This window comes from Solirubrobacter deserti (genome assembly GCF_027587175.1).
GTDB lineage: Bacteria > Actinomycetota > Thermoleophilia > Solirubrobacterales > Solirubrobacteraceae > Solirubrobacter > Solirubrobacter deserti.
Genome location: NZ_JAPCID010000011.1, coordinates 149326 through 168391, shown reverse-complemented (window position 1 = coordinate 168391; position 19066 = coordinate 149326). Strand labels below are relative to the sequence as shown.

The following is a 19066-nucleotide window of genomic DNA, read 5'->3' as shown; positions in this document are numbered from 1 at the left end:
GGACGCGGCGGCGGTGGTGCCCGGGTGGGCGGCGCCGGGCGTGGCCTCCGTGTCGGCGGAGGCTTCGGCCTGCGGGGTTGCGGAGCGTTCGTGCGGCTCCGCGGCGCTGCCCATGCTCGGAACGCTTTCCGGCGCTAGGCGCCGACGAGGGCCGCGGCCTTCTTGGCGTCGCCCTCGATCGGTTCGACGAGGTCCTGGTTGACGCCGAGGACCTCGTAGACCTTGGACTCGATCTCCTTGGCGACCTCGGGGTGGGAGTCGAGGTAGCCCTTGGCGTTGTTGCGGCCCTGGCCGAGCCGCTCGTCGCCGTAGGAGAAGAACGAGCCGGACTTGGAGACGATCGAGTGCTCGAGGCCGAGATCGAGGATGCAGCCCGAGGTGGAGATGCCGCGGCCGAACTCGATGTCGAACTCGGCCTGGCGGAACGGGGCGGCGACCTTGTTCTTGACGACCTTCACGCGGACGCGGTTGCCGACGGCCTCGGTGCCGTCCTTGAGCGTCTCGATACGGCGGATGTCCAGGCGCTGGGAGGCGTAGAACTTCAGCGCGCGGCCGCCCGGCTGGGTCTCCGGCGAGCCGAACATGACGCCGACCTTCTCGCGGATCTGGTTCGTGAAGAGGCAGAGCGTCTTCGTCCGGTTCAGGTTGCCGGCGAGCTTGCGCATGGCCTGGGACATCATGCGGGCCTGCAGGCCGACGCTCTGGTCGCCCATCTGGCCCTCGAGCTCGGCCCGCGGCGTCAGCGCCGCGACGGAGTCCACGGCCACCACGTCCACCGCGCCGGACCGCACGAGCATGTCGGCGATCTCCAGCGCCTGCTCGCCGTAGTCGGGCTGCGAGACGAGCAGCTCGTCGATGTTGACGCCGATCCTCTGCGCGTACAGCGGGTCCATCGCGTGCTCGGCGTCGATGAACGCGCACACGCCGCCGAGCTTCTGGGCCTCGGCGATGATGTGGTAGATCAGCGTCGTCTTACCGGACGACTCCGGGCCGAAGATCTCCACGATGCGGCCACGCGGAATGCCGCCGATGCCGAGCGCGAGATCCAGCGACAGCGCCCCTGTAGGAACCGCTTCGCATTTCACCTGAGCACCGGGGTCCCCCATCCTCATGACCGAGCCTTTGCCGAACTGGCGCTCGATCTGCGACAGGGCGCCCTGCAGGGCTGTGTCTCGTGCCTTCAAGGGGTCCTGGTTGCTCATGACGATCAAGCTACGACCAGGATCGGACGGATGCGAACGCGTGTGCGCATTTGGCACACAAAAGGAACACTTCTGTGTCAGGCCGTGGGCAAGGTGAACCAAAACGTCGAGCCGTCGCCCTCGACGCTCTCGAAGCCCATCTCCCCGCCGTGCGCGACCACGATGTCGTGCGCGAGCGCCAGGCCGAGCCCGGACCCGGCCACGCGCACCGTCTCCTCGCGCGCGACCCGGAAGAATTTCTCGAACACGCGCGGCTGGGCGGCCAGCGGGATGCCGAGCCCTTCATCGGCCACGGAGATCCGCACCACACCCTCCCCGCACTGCGCGGACACGCGCACCGTGCCGCCGTCCGGCGAGTACTTGATCGCGTTCGAGAGCAGGTTCGCGATCACCTGGGCCACCCGCGCGCGGTCCCCGACCGCCACCACGGGCTGCTCGCACGGCAGCAGCACGAGCGTGTGCGCCTCGCTCTGCCCGCCGAACACCGCCACGGACTCCGCCAGCAGCGCGCCGACGTCGAACGGCGCCAGCGACAGCTCCAGCCGCTGCTCCTCGATCGTCTGCAGATCGAGGAAGTCGTCGATCAAGGACGAGAGCCGCTTGGCCTCGCGGTGCACCGTCCCCAGGATCTCCGCGCGCGAGTCCGCGTCCAGCCGCCGCGTCCGCAGCAGCTCCGTGTACCCCACGACCGAAGCCAGCGGCGTGCGCAGCTCGTGCGAGACGGTCTGCATGAGCGTCGACTTGAGCTGGTCCACCTCGCGCTCGCGCGTGACGTCGCGCAGCACCACCAGGCGGCCGATCCGCGTGCCGCGGGCGTCGTCGATCGGCGCGGTGTAGCGCTCGAGCACGAAGCCGGACACGGCCAGCTCGTCCGCGGTCGGCTCGTCGGAGTCGGCCAGCACCGCCTCCCAGTCGGCGAAGTACGTGTCCCCGTCGAACGACGCCGGCAGCGGCCCTCGGTCGGCACCGATCGCCGCGGCCACCGGCATGTCCGCACGAGCGGCCAGCTCCGCCATCGCCGCGTTCGCGAACACCAGCTCGCCGTCCAGCCCGACCAGGCCGATGCCCTCGCGGACCCCGTCCAGCACGGCCGCGTTGACCTGCGACAGCCAGTCCTGCTGGGCCAGCGCGTCAGCCTCGGCCAACGCGGTCGCGGCCTGTGCGGCCAGCCGCAGGACGAGCTCGCTCTCGTCCGCGTCGAACGCGTCCGAGCTGATCCCGCCCAGCGTCGCCACGCCGATCGACCGCTCACCGATCTGCAGCGGCACGTGTAGCTCCCAGCGCACCGGCGCTTCGCCGCCGAGCGTCTGCACGCGCAGCGCCGAGGAGTCCATCAGCACGACTTCGCGCGCGAGGACCGCCCGCGCCGCGGCGCCCTCGCCGCCCGCTGCCATCCGCTCGGCCAGGGCTTCCGGGTCCAGCCCGACGGCTGCGAGCCGCGCCCAGCGCTGCTCCTCGGCCCAGGACGCCCCGTACAGCGCGCCGACGTCCGCCCCCGCGGCCTCGACCAGGCCCGACAGGGCGATCCAGGCGAGCACGCGCGCGTCCCGCTCGGCGGCCAGCGAGTCCGCGAACGCGCCGTAGGCCTCCGCGCGCCGCTTCTCCTCGGCCAGCTGCGCCGCCGTCAGCGACAGCTCGTCGCGCTGGGCCCGCACCTCCTCGCCCGCCGCGGTCAGCTCCTCCTGGCGCTCCTCGAGCGCGATCGCCTGCATCTCGAGCTCGGTGTTCTGGTGCTCGAGCTCGTCGCGCGACTGCTGGAGCGAGCGCGCCATCGCGTTGAAGGTCGCGGCGAGCCGGCCGATCTCACCGCGGCCGGAGGTCGGGACCGTCGCGTCCAGGTCACCGCTGCGCACGCGGTCGGCCGCGACCGCGAGCCGGCTCACGGGGCGCGCGATCCGTCGCGCCACGTAGAAGGTCACGATCGCCAGTGCGAGCACGCACACCAGCAGCCCGACGAGCGCGATCCTGGACGCGCGCTCGGACGCGGCGTCGGCCTCCCGCGACTCGCGTACGGACCGGATCTGCTCGGCCGCCGACAGCGCCGCGATCCGGTCCTCGACGACCTTCGCGCGCTGGGTCCCGGAGGCGGCCGCCGCGAACTCCCGCCCGGCGCCGACGCCGTCCTGACGCGTGCGGGTGACCACGTTCTCCGCGTAGTTGTTGACGTAGGAGAGCGCCTCGTCGCGGATCCGCGCCGCCCGGCGCGCCTGCTCGGGATCGTCGGCGACGAGCGCGGCGAGCGCCGTCGCGGCGTCCGGCAGGGCGCTGCGCACGTGCTGGTATTCCTGCAGCAGCTCCTCGTTGCCGGAGATCAGGTAGCCGCGGACGTTCGTCTGGACCGCGAGCAGCCGCTGCTGCGTGAGGTTGGCGGCGGCGATGACCTCCTGCGACTCCAGCGCCCGGGCCGCCGTCGCCTGCTGGCGGGCGACCGCCCAAGACAGCAGCGCGATGACGGCGAACACGATCAGCACGAGGCTGAGCGAGCCGAGGATGGTCCGGCGGGTCATCCGCCCACCCGCTCGTACGCGTGCGGCGCGATCGCGCACAGCCCGTACCGCGCCGGGTCGATCAGGCGCTCGCTGCGGCCGAGCAGCAGCACGCCGCGGCGCGCCAGGGCGGCGACCAGCGTGCCGTAGAGCCGTTCGCGGGCGGCCGGACCCATGTAGATCGCGACGTTGCGGCAGAGGACCAGGCGCCAGCGACCGGGCGGCGGGCCGTCCGCCGTCAGGTCCCGTCGCTCGAACCGCGCACGTGCGCGCACAGCGTCCGAAACGCCGTCGAAGGCCCCGACTTGCGCCAATGCGAGGTTTTCCTCGAGCAGATCGCTGCCGAGCAGCAAGGAGCGGTTGAGCGCGCCCAGGCGCTCGAGCACCACCCCGAGCGAGTAGAGCTCGGAGCCGTCCGAACAGCCCGCCGACCACGCGCTGATCCGCGCGGTCCCCGCCAGCAGCCGCGGCAACAGCTCCTCCTCTAGCAGCGCGAACTGCTCGGGGTCGCGGAACATCGCTGCGTGCGAGATCGCGATCGAGCGCCGGAACCGGCGGCGCGCGGCCTCGTCGGAGCGCAGTACGCGCGCCAGAGACAGCACGTCGGGCACGTCGAGACGGCGGCACGCGCGTGCCACCTGCTCGTCGACGTGCTCGTCGCGGAAGCTCGCCAACGGGAGACCGCTTACACGCTCCAGTTCGCCCACGGAGGCAGGGACCGTAGCGTCGCGATGCCGACCAGTTCTCGGTCTGTCAGCGCGCCAACTTCTGCAGCTGCACGGTTTCGTGCACGAGGCTGGCACGGGCCGCGTCGAGCCGCAGTCGGACCGGCCGTCCGCCCAGCCGGCCGGTGAGCCCGCGCGCGTTGAGCACGAGCGTCCCCTTGGCGGCCTTCGTGCCGGCGATCCGCAGCGTGAGCGAGCGCGTGAGGTCTCCTCCGCCGCCGACCGTCACGCCGGTCACGGCCTGGTAGTCGCTCAGCCGCAGCCGGCGCCCGGCGACCGACCAGGACCCACCGCGCAGCCCGCCGCCGGCGCTCGCGAGCGTGGCGGGCGAGAGCACGAGGTCGAGGTCGTCGATCGTCGCGAGCACGGCGCGCAGCGTGCGGCCCGTCTTGCGCGAGTAGCCCGGAAGGCCGCGCAGCGACTCGAACGACGCGGGCGCCGACAGGACCGCCGGGACGCCGGTCGGGACGCGCTTGCACGTCCGCGGCGGCGTGCGCCGGGTGACGAAGCGCAGGATCGCGGAGGCCGCGCAGTCGCGCGGGTCGCTGACCGTGGAGTGGCCGACGCCGCGGATGACGATCCGGTGCGCGCCCGGGATCCGCGAAGCGACGTTCTGCGACCACTCCGGCGGCGTGCGCAGATCCTCGTTGCCCTGCAGGATGAGCGTCGGCACGGTCGGGTACGGCGGCGCCGGGACGTCGACGACCGGGCGCGGCACGTCCGGCCAGCGCAGGCACAGGTCGATCTCGTCCTCGAGCACCACCGCGGCGTCGAACGGTGCGAACGCGTTCGGTGCGACGGCCGCGAGCCGTTGCTGCGTGATCGCGGCGCGGGCCTCGATCGGCGTGCCCGGGTCCCACGGCAGCGGCGTCGTCTCGCACACGGTCGAGTAGCGGGCGACCGAGAAGTCCCGCGGCGAGCCGAAGCCCTCGAGCCGCCGCGCTTCCCGGATCAGGCGCGCGAGCAGCGCGCCGTCGCCCTTGAGCGCGGCCTGCACGCCGGCGGGGACCGCCGCGCGCAGCGCCGGCAGGTAGTCCGTGAGCAGCATCAGGTCGAACAGCGCCGTGGGCGTGATGCGCACGCGCGTGGAGCGGCCGAGCCGGTCGTAGGCGAATGCCTGCAGGGGCGTCACACGCAGCTGGGCCACGAGCTTGGCCAGGTCGGCGCCGGGGTCGGCGGAGATGCCGCGGCAGCCACCCGGGCACAGCGACTTCAGCGACGGGCCCATCGCCCGGAAGTTGACGGTGGCGAACGGGTCGCGGTCGTCGTAGTCGACCACCGAGTCCAGGATCAGCCGCTCGACGTGCTGCGGGAAGGCGCGCGCGTAGGCGACGGCCAGCTCGGTTCCGTAGGAGATGCCGAACAGCGTCAGCTTCGCGCTGCCGAGCTGCTGACGGATCGCTTCCATGTCCTGGACGGAGTCGGGCGTCGTGTAGAAGCGCCGCGCGGGGCCGATCCGGGCCGCGCATTCCTCGGCCGCCCCCGTGTCCCGCAGGTACGGGTCCTTCTCGAGCCGCGGGCAGCGCAGCAGGCCCGAGCGACCGGTGCCGCGCTGGTCGAAGCCGATGACGCGGAAGCGATCGAGCAGGAACGGTACGGCCGCGAGCACGCCGATCATCTCGCTCACCCCGGCGCCGCCCGGGCCGCCGGACAGGTACATCAGCGTCGGCCCGGACCGCCGGCCCGCGCGGGCGATCCGCAGGGGAACCGTGCCCGGCATGGTGTTCGCGCGGTCGAGCGGGACGTCGAGCGTCGCACACTGGACGCCGTTGAAGTCCACGCACGAGCGCCACTGCAGCGCCGCGTGCGCCGTGGTCGGGAGGGCCGTGAGCGCCGCGAGGGCGAGCAGCGCCCCGAAGATGAGCCTCCGCATCACGGCTGAATGTAGCCGAGAGGTTGGGAGATCAGCGCGTGGTAGCTCGCCCCGCTGGGATGGAGCTGCGAGCGGTAGAGGGTGAGCGAGCGGCCGTGGAAGCGGGTGGGCTCGAGGTCGAGTGGGACTTCACGGGGCGGCGTGACGCGCGGGCGCATGCGGGCGACCGTGACGTGGGCGCGGAAGGGGCGCTTCTCGGGGGTGTGGACGCCGGCCTGCTCGAGCCCGTGCGAGACCCGCGCTTGCAGTTCGCGGAGCGCGTTCGTGGGATCTTCCAGCTCGACCGTGAGGACGCGGGCGCGGCGCGGTGGGAGCAGGAGGACGTTGCCGATGACGAGTTCGGGCGCCGCGCGCTCGGCTTCGATGATTGGGCGGATCAGGTCGACGTCGGTGGGCGGCCGGGCGCCGAGGAAGGCGAGGGTGATGTGGAGCGCCTCTTCGGGGATCGGGCGCCACGTGGACTCGTCTATCCGGAGCGCCGCGAGGGTGGCGCGGAGCTCGTTCGGGAGGTCGAGGGCGACAAAGAGGCGCAGCACGGCGGGCATCGAGGGGGAAGAAGCTGGCGTTTCGCTCGCACGGCCGGCTCAGCGCCTCTCGGGCTCCGCGCGGCAAGGGAGTCGCGGCGTGCTGCGTACCGTCAAGGTACGGGCTCCGGAGACTACGTGGAGCGCCGTGCTTCGGTCCGCCTGCTGCGGATCTCGGGGAAACGAACACGCCCTCGCTCTGGGTAGTCGACGAAACTATCGCTGGGCGAGAGTTTCGTCGCCCACCCCGCCTCCTGGAGGCGAACACCGCGCGGAGCCCGCGAGGCGCCGCTTCGCCCGCCGCACGAGCGAAACGCCAGCTCCTTCCCCCTCGGTGAGCCGTTCAGCGCCGCTGCGCCAGCAGCCCACGCAGCATGTGGAGCGCCACCGTGGTCGTCCGGTCGCGCACGTCGGCACGCGATCCCGGCAACCGGACCACGCGATCGTCGCGCCCCCACGGCGCCTCGACGCACAGGCACACGGTGCCGACCGGCTTCTCGGGCGTCCCACCACCCGGTCCGGCGATCCCCGTGATCCCGATGCCGAGATCCGCACCGAAGCGCGAGCGCGCGCCGAACGCCAGTGCCTGCGCGACTTCGGGCGAAACCGCGCCGTGGGCCTCGATCAACGTCGGGTCCACGTCCGCGAACTTCGTCTTGGCCTCGTTCGAGTACACGACGAAACCACCGAGGACATGGGCGGAAGAGCCGGCCAGGTCCGTGAGCCGGCCCGCCATCAGCCCGCCCGTGCAGGACTCGGCGACGGCGATCGTCAGCCCGTCCAGCCCGCGCTGAACGACCTCGTCGATCGTCGCGCCGTCGTCGGAGAACAGCACCTCACCGTGCCGGGCACGCAACTGCGCTTCGAAGGACTCGTACGCCGCCGCCTCCGAGGGCCGGTACACCGTCGCGACCTCGAGCTCGCCACGCCGCAGGCACGTCGTGACCTCGAACGGCAGCGACCCCTCGTCCAGCTCGCGCAACGTCGCCGCGATCTGCGGCTCGCTCAGCGGGAAGAAGCGCAGGATCCGACGCTCCAGCGCGCCCGCGGACGCCAGCAACGAAGCCAGCGGCTCGACCTTCACCGCGTCGGCCCACATGCTCTGCAGCTCGCGCGGCGGCCCCGGCAACACCGCGACCAGCGGCGACGACCCCACGAGGAAGCCGGGAGCGGTGCCCTTGGGTTCGAGGACGACCGCTCCGACCGGCACGTGCGCCTGCTTGCGCGCACCCGCCCGCATCGGCGCCTCCTCGCCCCCGATCCGCTTGCGCAGGCCGTTGACGATCCCCCAGATCCGCTCCTCCAGGGCCTCGTCCAAGACCATCGACGTTCCGTGCCAACCGGCCACCACCTCGGCCGTGAGGTCGTCCGCGGTCGGCCCGAGCCCGCCGGTGGTCAACACCAGGTCGAAGTCCGCGAAGAAGTCCAGGGCGCGCCGGACATCGTCCGGCCGGTCCCCCACGACGACGATCTGCTCGACCGACACGCCGAAGCTGCGCAGCGCCTCAGAGAGCCACGGCCCGTTCGCGTCCCGGATCAGCCCCGAGAGGACCTCGGTGCCGGTGACGACGATGCCCGCGCGCACGCTCAAGTGGCGCAGAGCCCCGTCCGCACCGACTCCTTCAGGCGCTTCGGCCGCTTGCCCGGCCGCAGCTCGTAGCCGATCGGCTGGCCGATGTTCGCCGCGCCGTAGCGCTTGCCGCCGTAGCTCATGCGCACCGAGCTGTTGCCGAGGTTGACGCGGAAGAACTTGGAGCGGAACGTCCGCGTGGAGCGTCCCTTCTCGATGTACTCGCCATTGACGACGGCCTTCCCCGTGGCGTCCACCAGGCACACGTAGACGCGGTCGGTCGCGGTCAGCTTCAGTGACACGCGCGCCGGCCCCCGCTTCTTCTTGCGCTTGCTCCCGGACGCGGTCTCGGTCGGCGCGGCGGTTGCGGTCGGCGTGGCCGTGGGCGTGGAGACGACGTTCGGCTCCTCCTCGTCAGGCCCCTGCTGGCCGAGGATGTAGAGCGCGCCGAGCACGATCAGGATCGCCAGCCCGACGACCACGAACGGCCCGATCGGCCGCCGCGCCCGCTGGCGCTGGCGCCCGGGCCGCTCGCGCCGGAAGGGCGTGAGGTCCTGCGTGGTCGGCCGCTCGAAACGCTGGCGGTACTCCTCCACCAGCAGCCGGGGATCGAGGTCCAGGTACTCGGCGTACGTGCGCAGGAACGTCTTGACGAAAGTGGGACCTGGCAGCAGGTCCCACTCCTCGTTCTCAAGCGCGCGCAGGTACTTGGCACGGATCTTCGTCGCCGCCTCGACCTCGGTCATGTCGATGCGGCGGCGCATCCGTGTCTCGCGAAGCGTCTCACCGATCTCCGGCATCAGCTTCTACGAGGCTACAAGCGCCTCAGTCGCCGTCTACGTCGCTGTCCGGCACTTTGGCCGGCGAAGCGGCCAGCGCTTCGAGGATGCGCGGGACATCTGCTTCGGTCACGAGCACCTGACGTGGCTTGGAACCTTCGTATCCGGAGATCACGCCGCGCCGCTCGAGCATGTCGATCAGTCTCCCGGCTCGCGTGTAGCCCAGCCGCAAGCGGCGTTGCAGCATCGACGTGGAGGCGGTTTGCATCTCGGCGACGAGCCGGATCGCGTCCTCGAGCAGCGGGTCCTCGTCCGGGTCGAACTCGTCGGGCGCGCTCTCGGCCTCGGCGGCGCCCTCCTCCTCGACCTCCTCCAGCAGGTCCTCGCGCAGCTCGGGCTCGCCCTGGTCGCGCCAGGCGCCCGTGATGGCCTCGATCTGCGGCTCGTCGATGTAGGCGCCCTGGATGCGCTGCAGCCGGGAGGAGCCGACGGGCGAGAAGAGCATGTCGCCCATGCCGAGCAGCGCCTCGGCGCCGTTCTGGTCGAGGATCACGCGCGAGTCGGTCTGCGAGGACACCGCGAACGCGATCCGCGACGGCACGTTGGCCTTGATCATGCCCGTGATGACGTCCACGCGCGGGGACTGCGTCGCCAGTACGAGGTGGATGCCGACCGCGCGCGCCTTCTGGGCGATCCGGATGATCGAGTCCTCGACGTCGGCGGGCGCGACCATCATCAGGTCGGCGAGCTCGTCGATCACGCACAGGATGTAGGGGAGCGGCGGCTGGTCGCGCGTCGCGCGGACCTTGTTGAGGTCCTTCAGCGTCCGGGTGCGGGCGAGCGCCATCGCGCCGTAGCGCTGCTCCATCTCCCGCACGAGGTTCTGCAGCGCGGTCGCGGCCTGGCGCGGCGAGGTGATCACGGGCGTCAGCAGGTGCGGGATCGAGTCGTAGTGCGTGAGCTCGACCTGCTTGGGGTCCACGAGCACCATCCGCACCTCGTGCGGCGTCGCGCGCAGCAGGATGCTCGACAGCATCGCGTTCACGCACGCGGACTTGCCGGCGCCGGTCGTCCCGGCGACGAGCAGGTGCGGCATCTTGGCCAGATCGGCGCCGATCGCGCGGCCCGCGACGTCCTTGCCGAGCCACACCGTCAGCGGCGACCAGTCCTCGGGCGGCTGCTGGTAGATGTCGCCGAGGTGCACGATCCGGCGGCGCGCGTTCGGCACCTCGATGCCCACGGCCTGCTTGCCCGGGATCGGCGCGAGGATGCGCACGTCGGACGCGGCCAGCGCGTACGCCAGGTCGTCCTTGAGCTGCGCGACCTTGCCGACCTTGATGCCCGGCGCGAGCCGGAGCTCGTAGCGCGTGATGTGCGGGCCGGCCACCATGCCGATGACCTTCGCCTCGATCTTGAAGTGCGCGAGCGCCTCCAGCAGCGCCGCCGCGACCTTCTCCTGCCCGGCGGTGTCCGGCCGCGAGGCGTCCTCGCTCGAGCGCGTGAGCTCGCCGGCGTCCGGGAGCTCCCACACGAAGTCGGGTGAGTCGGTGACGTCGCTGCGGTAGCGGCCCTGCGGCGTGAGCTGCTCGGGCTCGACGGGCTTGGCCGGGCCGCGCGTGACGCCCGGCTCGTCCTCGGCCGGGTCCTCGGCGAGGCGCTCGAGCTCGGGCACCTCCTCGATCTCCGGCTCGGGCTCGGGCTCGTCGAGCTCGGGCGCGATCAACTCGGGCTCGGGCTCCGGGTCCTCGAACAGCGGCCGAACCTCGACCTCGGGCTCGTCGGGCACGGTCGTGTCCCACAGCGAGTCGTACTCGGGCGGCTCTTCGATCTCCGCCGGTGGTGTCTTCGTGGACACCTTCACGCGCGTGGAGCGCTCGAGCGTCGCCAGATCGTCCCGGACCCGCGGGCGGGGCCGCGGCCGCGGCGCCTTGGCGGCCGCCGTGCGCAGCTCGCGCGTGGTCGAGGACACCGAATCGGTCGTGAACTTGATGACGCTCGCGACCGAGGCGCCCGTGAGCAGCAGCACGCCCGCGATGAACACGAAGATCGCGACGATGTGCGCGCCGACGGCGCCGAACAGCGTCTCTAGACCCCAGTCGAGCGTCTCCCCCACCATGCCGCCGCGCGTCTTGACCCACTCGGCGTCCCACCAGTCCGGGCGCGCGCCGTCGGGCCCGAGGCCGAGCGTCCCGGCCGACAGCGCCAGCGTCACCGACAGGAACAGGCAGATCGCGCCCGCGCGGAACGGCTTGACCGCGGGCAGCACCGGACGCAGGACGACGATCGCGCCGCCGAGGATCAGCGCCAGCGGCACGAGGTAGTGCCCGGCGCCGAGCAGCCATTTGAGCCCCTCGACGGCCTCAGAGCCGACGCGCCCGCCCTCCCATCCCATGTAGACGAGGAATCCGAAGAACAGGCCGAGGCCGAAGAGCCCCAGGCCGATCAGGTCGAGCTGGCGCTGTTCGAGCACCGGCAGGCCGCGCGAGGGCGCCGACTGGCGCGCGCGAGCGGCGGGCTTCTTCTTGGGCTTCTTCTTCGCGGCAGGCATCTGGCCCGAGCCCCTTCGACGCGCGCCCGCGCTCCCCTGCCAAATGCTCACGAGCAGCTAAAACGTCGGGCCGTTTCGTCCGGTCGCCGCGTACCATCTTTAAGTAATGGATGCCGCCAGCCGTCCCGTGCGCGTGCTCGTCGTCGAGGACGACGAGGAGATCGCCCAGGTCCTGCAGCGCTCGCTCCGCCTTGAGGGCTACGAGGTCAAGCTCGCAGCCGACGGCGTGAGCGGCCTGGACGAGGCCCATGCCTTCCTGCCGGACATCATCGTCCTCGATCTCGGGCTCCCGCGCCTGGACGGCATCGACGTCGCCAAGCGGCTGCGCGACGACGGCGACGAGACGCCGATCCTCATGCTCACGGCCCGTGACGCGCTGGAATCGCGCGTGCAGGGCCTGGATGTCGGCGCCGACGACTATCTGGTCAAGCCGTTCGAGCGCCAGGAGCTGCTGGCCCGCCTGCGGGCCCTGCTGCGGCGCCGGCCTCCGCGCGGCATGGCCCCGTTGCGCGTGGGCGACCTCACGCTCAACCCCGACACGCACGAAGTGGCGCGGGGGGACCGCCAGATCGACCTGACGCAGCGCGAGTTCGAGCTGCTCGAGTACCTGATGCGCAACGAGCGCCTCGTGATCAGCCGCCAGAAGCTGCTCGACGAGGTCTGGGGCTACGACCCGTTCTCCATCACGAACACGATCGAGGTGTTCGTGTCCAACCTCAGAAGAAAGCTCGAAGCCGGTGGCGAGCCCCGTCTCCTCCACACGGTCCGCGGCGCAGGCTACGTACTCCGCGTATAAGCGGCAGCCCATCCGCTGGCGGCTCGCGGGCGGGTCCGCCGCGCTGACGCTGGTCATCCTGCTCGGCTTTGCCGTGATCGTCGGCACGCTCACCACGCGCGCCATCTACAGCGACTTCAACCGCCAGGTGGCGAGCGCCGCCGACCGGCTCGAGGCCCAGCTGCGCTACGACTTCAAGCAGCTGGACCCGAACGGCAACCCGCAGTACACGCCCAACATCGACCTCGACTCGTACGTGTCGAGCACCAACGCCGCGGTGCGCGTCGTGTACCTGAACGGGCAGCGGTTCGACGGGTCGCGCAACGCGCCGTCGTTCGGGGCGCCCGACGCCAGCCGCAAGGAGGTGGACGGCTGGCGCGTGGAGACGCGTGAGGCGCCGCTCTCGCGGCCCGGCACCGCCGTCTACTACACGCTCGCGATCCAGTACGCGCGGCGGATGTCGGACGTGCGGGCGACGGCCAACCGCGTGAAGGTGTTCCTCGGCCTCGGCGTGCTCGGCGGCGCCGGGCTCGCGCTGCTGGCCGGCCTGGCCACGGCGCGGCGCGCGATGGAGCCGATCGCCGAGCTCACCGCGACCGCGCGCGAGGTCGAGCGCACGGGCGATGCGACCGTCGCCATCCCGCGCCCGGAGGCCGACGACGAGGTCGCCGAGCTGGCCACGACGTTCGAGGAGATGCTGCAGGCGCTCGAGAAGGAACGGGCCGAGACGGCGCTGACGCTCGAGCGCCAGCGCGAGTTCGTCGCCGACGCCTCGCACGAGCTGCGCACGCCGCTGACGTCCGTGCTGGCCAACCTCGAGCTGCTCGAGGAGACGCTCACGGGCGAGCACAAGGAGGCCGCCGCGTCCGCGCTGCGCTCGAGCAAGCGCATGCGCCGGCTGGTCGCCGACCTGCTGCTGCTCGCGCGCCAGGACGCCGGCCGCGTGCCGATCCAGCACCGCCCCGTGGACCTGAGCGAGATCGTCGCCGCCGCCGCGGCGGAGCTCGAGCCGGTCGCCGGCGACCACGAGATCTCGATCACGGCCCGCCCGGGCGCGTGGATCGAAGGTGTGCAGGACGAGCTCCACCGGCTCGTGCTCAACCTGATGGAGAACGCGCTGCGCCACACCGATCCCGGCACGGCCGTCGAGGCCAGCGTCGAGCGCCAGGGCGACCAGATCGTGCTCGCCGTCGAGGACGACGGGCCGGGCATCGCGCCCGAGCTGCGCGAGAAGGTGTTCGAGCGCTTCTTCCGCGCCCACGGCGACCGCAGCGGCTCGTCCGGGCTGGGTCTGGCGATCGTCAGGGCCGTCGCCGAGAGCCACCACGGCAGCGTGAGCCTCGAGCCGCCCCTCGACGGACGCGGAGCCCGCTTCGTGGTGCGGTTCCCGGCCTCCCCCTAGAAGCTCACATGCCCTCAAGCCATCGCCGCTGATGCCGATGGACAGAAGGACATGTCTGACACCACTTCCCAGCAGCTCGTCGTCTTCAGCCTCGGGTCGGAGGAATACGCCCTCCCGATCGGCTCGGTCCACGAGATCATCCGCTTTTCAGAGCCCCGCTCCGTCGCCTCCGACGTGCCGTGGATCCGCGGCGTCATCGGCCTGCGCGGCAAGATCATCCCGATCTACGACCTCGCTTCGCGCATCGGCATCGACGCCGGCGACGCCGAGTTCGGCAAGATCGTCATCGTCGAGACGGGCACCGGCCAGGCCGGCGTCGTCGTCGGCGACGTCGAGGAGGTCCTGACCGTCACGGCCGAGCAGCTCGAGGCCGTCCCGTCCGCCGACATCCAGACGATCGAGTCGATCGCCAAGATCGGCGACCGCCTCGTGATCCTGCTCAACCCGGAAGGGCTGTTCGCCTCGGCTCGCGCCGACGAGCTCGCCGCGGCGTAAGCAGTAGTCCGGTGGCCAGCCTCTTGAACACGAATGCGCGCCCGCGGGTCGTCGTCGCCGACGACTCGCGGCTGATGCGCCGCATCCTCTCCGACGCCCTCGGACGCCAGGGCTTTGAAGTGGTCGCCGCGGCGGCCGACGGCGACGAGGCGCTGGCCGCCTGCAATCAGCACCGGCCCGATGCGATGACGCTCGATCTGCACATGCCGGGCCTCGACGGCCTCGGCGTGCTGCGCGCGCTCAAGGCCGGCAAGGCCACGAGCGTCCCCGTCATCGTGGTCTCCGCCTTCTCCCCCGCCCACGGCGCCCGCGCGGTCGACGCGCTGGCCGAGGGCGCGTTCGACCTCGTCGCCAAGCCCGCGATGGGCGAGTCGATGGACGAGTTCACCAAGGAGCTCGCGAAGAAGGTCAACGACGCCGCCGACAGCGGCAAGGCCCGCGCCCGCCGTCGTGTCGCGCCGGTCACACCGCTCGCGGCCAAGCCGGCCGCGCCCGTCACGCCGGTCGCCTCGCGCGCCGCGGTCCGTCCGCGCCCCGGCAAGAAGTTCGTGATGATCGCGTCCTCGACCGGCGGCCCGAAGGCCCTCGGCGAGCTGATCCCGAAGCTGCCGTCACCGCTCGGCTCCGGGTCCGTGATCGTGCAGCACATGCCGCCCGGCTTCACGGCGTCGCTCGCGACGCGCCTGGACGGCACCTCCCCCCTGAACGTGATCGAGGCCAAGGCCGGCGACGCCGTCGACGCCAAGCGCCTCCTGCTCGCCCCCGGCGGCGCGCACCTGCGCATGGAGGCCGACGGCCGCGTGCGCCTCTCCGACGACGCGCCCATGGGCGGCCTGCGCCCGCGGGCCGATCTCACGATCGCCGACGTCGCCAAGATCTACGGCCCGAGCCTGCTGCTGGTCGTGCTGACCGGCATGGGCAAGGACGGCCTGGAGGGCGCCAAGGCGGTCAAGGCCGCCGGCGGCCGCATCCTGGTCGAGGCCGAGTCGACCTGCGTCGTCTACGGCATGCCGCGCGCGGTGGCCGAGGCCGGCCTCGCCGACGAGATCCTCCCGCTTCACGACCTGCCCGCCGCGATTGCCCGGGAGGCCGGCGCATGACCCTTCCCCCTCGTACTCCCCTCACGCCCCGCGCGCCGCTGACGCCGCGCGCGGCGACGCCTGCGCCGCCGCGCCCGGCCCGCCCGGCCGCGCCCGCGCGGCCGACGGTCGGCACCGCGAGCCTCAAGGCCGACGACTTCACCGCCCTGTGCGAGCTCGTGCGCTCGCTCTGCGGCGTCGACCTGCTCCAGTACAAGCGCAACCAGATGGAGCGCCGCGTGCGCACCTGGACCGAGCGCCGGGGCACGCCGGACCTCGCCGAGTACGGCAAGATCCTGCGCAAGGACTCCGAGGAGCTCGACGCCTTCCTGGACCGCGTCACGATCAACGTTAGCCACCTGTGGCGCCACGAGGACCAGTTCGACGTCCTGCGCAAGCAGATCCTGCCGCAGCTGGCCGAGCGCAAGCGCCTGAAGATCTGGAGCGCCGGTTCCTCCTACGGCGCGGAGGCGTATACGATCGCCGCCGTCGCGCGTGAGACGATCCCGAACATCCCGGTGGAGATCGTCGGCACGGACCTGGACAAGCGCATGGTCGCCCGTGCCCGTGAGGGGTACTTCACCGCTGAGGACGCTCGCACCTCGCCGAAGGCGTTGCTCACCAAGCACTTCGAGCCCCGCCCGGAAGGCGGTTGGCAGGCCAAGCCCGAACTGAAGCGCATGGTGCGCTTCGAAAATGGGGACCTTCTGCGTATGGCGGTTCCCTCCGCACGGTACGACGTGGTCTTCTGCCGCAACACCGTGATCTACTTCACCGAAGAGGTTCGCGACGCGCTGCACGAGCGGCTCGTCAAGGCCCTCTCTCCCGGCGGCTACCTCGTGGTGGGCACCTCGGAGCGTGTTTCGGACCCGAAGGGCCTCGGGCTGACGTCGCCCTTCCACTTCATCTACCAGAAGAGCTGAAATGGACGAGTATCTCCCGATGTTCCTGGCCGAGGGGCGTGAGCACCTGCAGGAGCTCAACCTCGCGGTCGTACAGATCGAGGAGACACCCGACGACCAGGCCACGGTCGACGAGATCTTCCGCATCGCGCACTCCCTGAAGGGCATGAGCGCGACGATGGGCTTCGCCAACATGGCGGCGCTCACGCACGAGATGGAAGACGTGTTCGAGCTGCTGCGCCAGCGCACGACCGGGCTCCCACGGGTCGCGGTCGATGTGCTGTTCCAGTGCCTGGACGCGCTCTCGGCCGCGGTCGAGTCGATCGACGAGACCGGCGCGGAGAACATCCAGCCGCAGGCGCTGATCGAGAGCCTGCGCGGGCTGGTGCGCGAGCGCACGCCCGAGCAAGAAGCCGAGCGCGCGGGCCTCGCGATCCCGCCGTCGGACGAGCTGTCCGCGCTGGCCGACGGCCGCCGCGTGATCCAGATCTCCGCGCGCCTGGACGAGGACGTCTCGATGGCGGCCGTGCGCGCCTACATGGTCCTGTCGGTGATCGCCGGCTACGGCGAGACGCTCAGGTGCAGCCCTACCCCCGAGGACGTGGACACGTTCGACGGGCGTGAGATCGACGCCTGGGTGGTCTCCGAGCGCACCGACACCGAGATCCAGGACGCCGTCGCCTCCGTGCCCGAGGTGGCCGAGGTGCAGGTCTTCGAGGCCGTCCCGGACGCCGCCCTCGAGGCTCCCGACGAGGTCGAGCAGGAGGTCACCGCCCCCGTTCCGCCCCCGGTCGAGGCACTCGCCACGGACACGCCCGCCGGCGAGGCGCCCGAGCCCGTTGCGCCCGCGTCCGCCGCGCCCGCGCCGGCGCCCGTGGCCGAGAAGCCGAAGGAGAAGGCCACCGCCAACAAGCAGCACGGCGGCTCCTCCACGGTCCGCGTGGACGCCGAGCGCCTGGACCAGCTGATGCACTTCATGGGCGAGCTCGTCCTGCACCGCACGCAGGTGGAGGCGCTCATCCAGCAGGCCGACGTGCCGGGCCTCTCGCAGGCCATGCAGAACCTCACACGCACGTCGCACGCCCTGCAGTCGATGGTCATGCAGGTCCGGATGATCCCGGTGGAGGCCGTGTTCCTGCGCTTCCCGCGGCTCGTGCGCGACCTCTCGACCAAGCTCGGCAAGCAGGTGGACCTGCAGCTCGTGGGCAAGGACACCGAGCTCGACCGCACCGTGGTCGACGCGCTCGGCGACCCGCTCGTGCATCTCGTGCGCAACTCGCTCGACCACGGCCTCGAGGGGCCGGAGGAGCGTGTCGCCGCGGGCAAGCCGGCCACGGGCACGCTGGAGATCTCAGCGCGCCACGCCGGCGGCAACGTGATCATCACCGTCGCCGACGACGGCCGCGGCATCAACGCCCGCAAGGTGGCCGAGAAGGCCGCCGAGCGCGGGCTGATCGACCCGGCCAGCGTCGACTCCATCGACATGGCGCGCGCCGTCGAGCTGCTGTTCACGCCCGGCTTCTCCACCGCCGAGGTCACCAGCGACATCTCCGGCCGCGGCGTCGGCATGGACGCGGTCCGCGCCGCGATCCGCGGCCTGGGCGGCGAGGTCATCATGACCTCCGAGCCCGGCAAGGGCACCAGCTCGCAGATCCGCCTGCCGCTCACGCTGGCGATCATGGCCGCACTGATCGTCGAGGCCGACAACCGCCCGTTCGCGATCCCGCTGGACCGCATCGAGCGCACCGTGCGCGTCGCCGACCAGGCCGTGCGCTCGGTCGCCGGGCGCCGCATGCTCGTCCTCAGCGACGGCGTGCTTCCGATTGTGGACGCGTCCTCGCACTACGGCGGGCCGACCAACCCGGAGGCCGAGTACGCCGTGGTCGTCCGCGGCAACGGCGATCGCTTCGCGCTGACCGTCAGCCGCATGATCGGCCAGCACGAGCTCGTCACCCGCCCCCTGCCGCCCGAGATCTCCGACGGCGCCGCTCTGTCCGGCGCGGCCGTGCTCTCGGACGGCCAGATCGCCCTCATCGTCGACTGCGACGCGGTCGTCGACGTCCCCGTCTCCGCCTGAGCATCAGAAAGGACGAACGTTGAGCCGCTATACGGACACCCAGCTCGACGCGTTGCGAGAGCTGGCCAACATCGGATCGGGCACGGCCTCGACCGCGCTCTCGAGCATGCTCGGGCGCAGCGTGGACATCTCCGTCCCCAGCGCGTTCGTGATGCCGATGGCCGAGGCCGTCGGCACGATCGGCGACCCTGAGTCCGAGGCCACCGGCGTCGTGCTGGGGATCGTCGGCGAGATGCCGGGTTCAGTGCTGCTGCTGTTCACGCCCAAGGACGCCGAGCTGATGTGCGGCCTGCTGGGCGTCGAGGCCGGCAGCGAGTTCGGCGAGTCCGCGCTGATGGAGATCGGCAACATCGTCGGCGCGTCCTACATCAACGCGCTCGGGCAGATGATCGGCATGGAGCTCGAGCCGACCCCGCCCGCCGCGGCGACCGACATGCTCGGCACGATCGTCGAGACCGTGCTGGCCGAGCGCGCCGGTGCCGGTGACGTCGCCCTGCTGCTGGACTCCGACCTCGTGGTCGAGGGCGAGGACTGCTCGGTGTCGTTCCTGCTCGTCCCGGACCAGGGCGGCGTGGACCAGATGCTCGAGCGCCTGGGCGTGTAATTGCATGGCCGAGACGATGGTCAGG

General features: G+C 71.8%; 15 protein-coding genes. 7 read left to right on the top strand and 8 right to left on the bottom strand.

Going from position 1 to position 19066, the window contains the following annotated elements:
* Positions 1-134: 134 nt before the first annotated feature.
* The 8 genes from recA to OJ962_RS09980 all read right to left on the bottom strand — a co-directional run bounded on the left by recA (position 135) and on the right by OJ962_RS09980 (position 11707).
* A complete protein-coding gene (recA, locus tag OJ962_RS10015; RefSeq protein WP_202952900.1) occupies positions 135-1202 on the bottom strand; it encodes a recombinase RecA in 1068 nt (355 codons plus the stop codon).
* A 77-nt stretch (positions 1203-1279) separates the two neighbouring features.
* Positions 1280-3709, bottom strand: coding sequence for a sensor histidine kinase (locus tag OJ962_RS10010; protein ID WP_202952901.1), 2430 nt, complete (start codon positions 3707-3709; stop codon positions 1280-1282).
* Positions 3706-4395 carry a CheR family methyltransferase gene (locus OJ962_RS10005; RefSeq protein WP_202952902.1) on the bottom strand — a complete coding sequence of 230 codons (690 nt, stop codon included), beginning with the start codon at positions 4393-4395 and terminating at the stop codon, positions 3706-3708. Before OJ962_RS10005 ends, OJ962_RS10010 begins: the two co-directional genes overlap by 4 nt.
* Positions 4396-4441: 46 nt before the next feature.
* The gene (locus OJ962_RS10000; protein ID WP_202952903.1) at positions 4442-6286 is read right to left on the bottom strand and encodes an alpha/beta hydrolase; all 1845 of its coding nucleotides are present in this window, start codon (positions 6284-6286) and stop codon (positions 4442-4444) included.
* Positions 6286-6831: an RNA 2',3'-cyclic phosphodiesterase gene (gene thpR / locus OJ962_RS09995; protein WP_202952904.1), complete on the bottom strand. Its 546-nt coding sequence runs from the start codon at positions 6829-6831 to the stop codon at positions 6286-6288. Before thpR ends, OJ962_RS10000 begins: the two co-directional genes overlap by 1 nt.
* Positions 6832-7153: 322 nt before the next feature.
* Positions 7154-8401 carry a competence/damage-inducible protein A gene (locus tag OJ962_RS09990; RefSeq protein WP_202952905.1) on the bottom strand — a complete coding sequence of 416 codons (1248 nt, stop codon included), beginning with the start codon at positions 8399-8401 and terminating at the stop codon, positions 7154-7156.
* Positions 8398-9180 carry a helix-turn-helix domain-containing protein gene (locus tag OJ962_RS09985; RefSeq protein ID WP_202952906.1) on the bottom strand — a complete coding sequence of 261 codons (783 nt, stop codon included), beginning with the start codon at positions 9178-9180 and terminating at the stop codon, positions 8398-8400. The genes OJ962_RS09990 and OJ962_RS09985 overlap by 4 nt, the downstream gene beginning before the upstream one ends.
* Before the next feature lie 25 nt (positions 9181-9205).
* Complete coding sequence (locus tag OJ962_RS09980; RefSeq protein WP_202952907.1) at positions 9206-11707, bottom strand: FtsK/SpoIIIE family DNA translocase; 2502 nt, start codon at positions 11705-11707, stop codon at positions 9206-9208.
* 106 nt (positions 11708-11813) lie between these two features.
* On the opposite strand from OJ962_RS09980, the gene OJ962_RS09975 reads away from it, so the two are divergent.
* Genes OJ962_RS09975 through OJ962_RS09945 form a run of 7 tightly spaced genes read left to right on the top strand, consistent with a single transcriptional unit; the run spans position 11814 to position 19041 of the window.
* Entirely contained in the window at positions 11814-12503 is a 690-nt protein-coding gene (locus OJ962_RS09975; protein ID WP_202952908.1) for a response regulator transcription factor, read from the top strand.
* On the top strand, positions 12445-13884 hold the full coding sequence (locus OJ962_RS09970; RefSeq protein ID WP_202952909.1) for a sensor histidine kinase: 1440 nt from the start codon (positions 12445-12447) through the stop codon (positions 13882-13884). Before OJ962_RS09975 ends, OJ962_RS09970 begins: the two co-directional genes overlap by 59 nt.
* Before the next feature lie 51 nt (positions 13885-13935).
* A complete protein-coding gene (locus OJ962_RS09965) occupies positions 13936-14379 on the top strand; it encodes a chemotaxis protein CheW (protein ID WP_202952910.1) in 444 nt (147 codons plus the stop codon).
* Between the two features lie 11 nt (positions 14380-14390).
* Positions 14391-15479, top strand: a complete 1089-nt coding sequence (gene cheB / locus OJ962_RS09960) for a chemotaxis-specific protein-glutamate methyltransferase CheB (RefSeq protein ID WP_202952911.1) — start codon at positions 14391-14393, stop codon at positions 15477-15479.
* A complete protein-coding gene (locus OJ962_RS09955; protein WP_202952912.1) occupies positions 15476-16381 on the top strand; it encodes a CheR family methyltransferase in 906 nt (301 codons plus the stop codon). Before cheB ends, OJ962_RS09955 begins: the two co-directional genes overlap by 4 nt.
* 1 nt (position 16382) lies before the next feature.
* Positions 16383-18437 carry a chemotaxis protein CheA gene (locus OJ962_RS09950; RefSeq protein ID WP_202952913.1) on the top strand — a complete coding sequence of 685 codons (2055 nt, stop codon included), beginning with the start codon at positions 16383-16385 and terminating at the stop codon, positions 18435-18437.
* A gap of 19 nt (positions 18438-18456) precedes the next feature.
* Positions 18457-19041 (top strand): chemotaxis protein CheC, encoded by a 585-nt coding sequence (locus OJ962_RS09945; protein WP_202952914.1) that lies wholly within the window; start codon positions 18457-18459, stop codon positions 19039-19041.
* Positions 19042-19066: the final 25 nt, after the last annotated feature.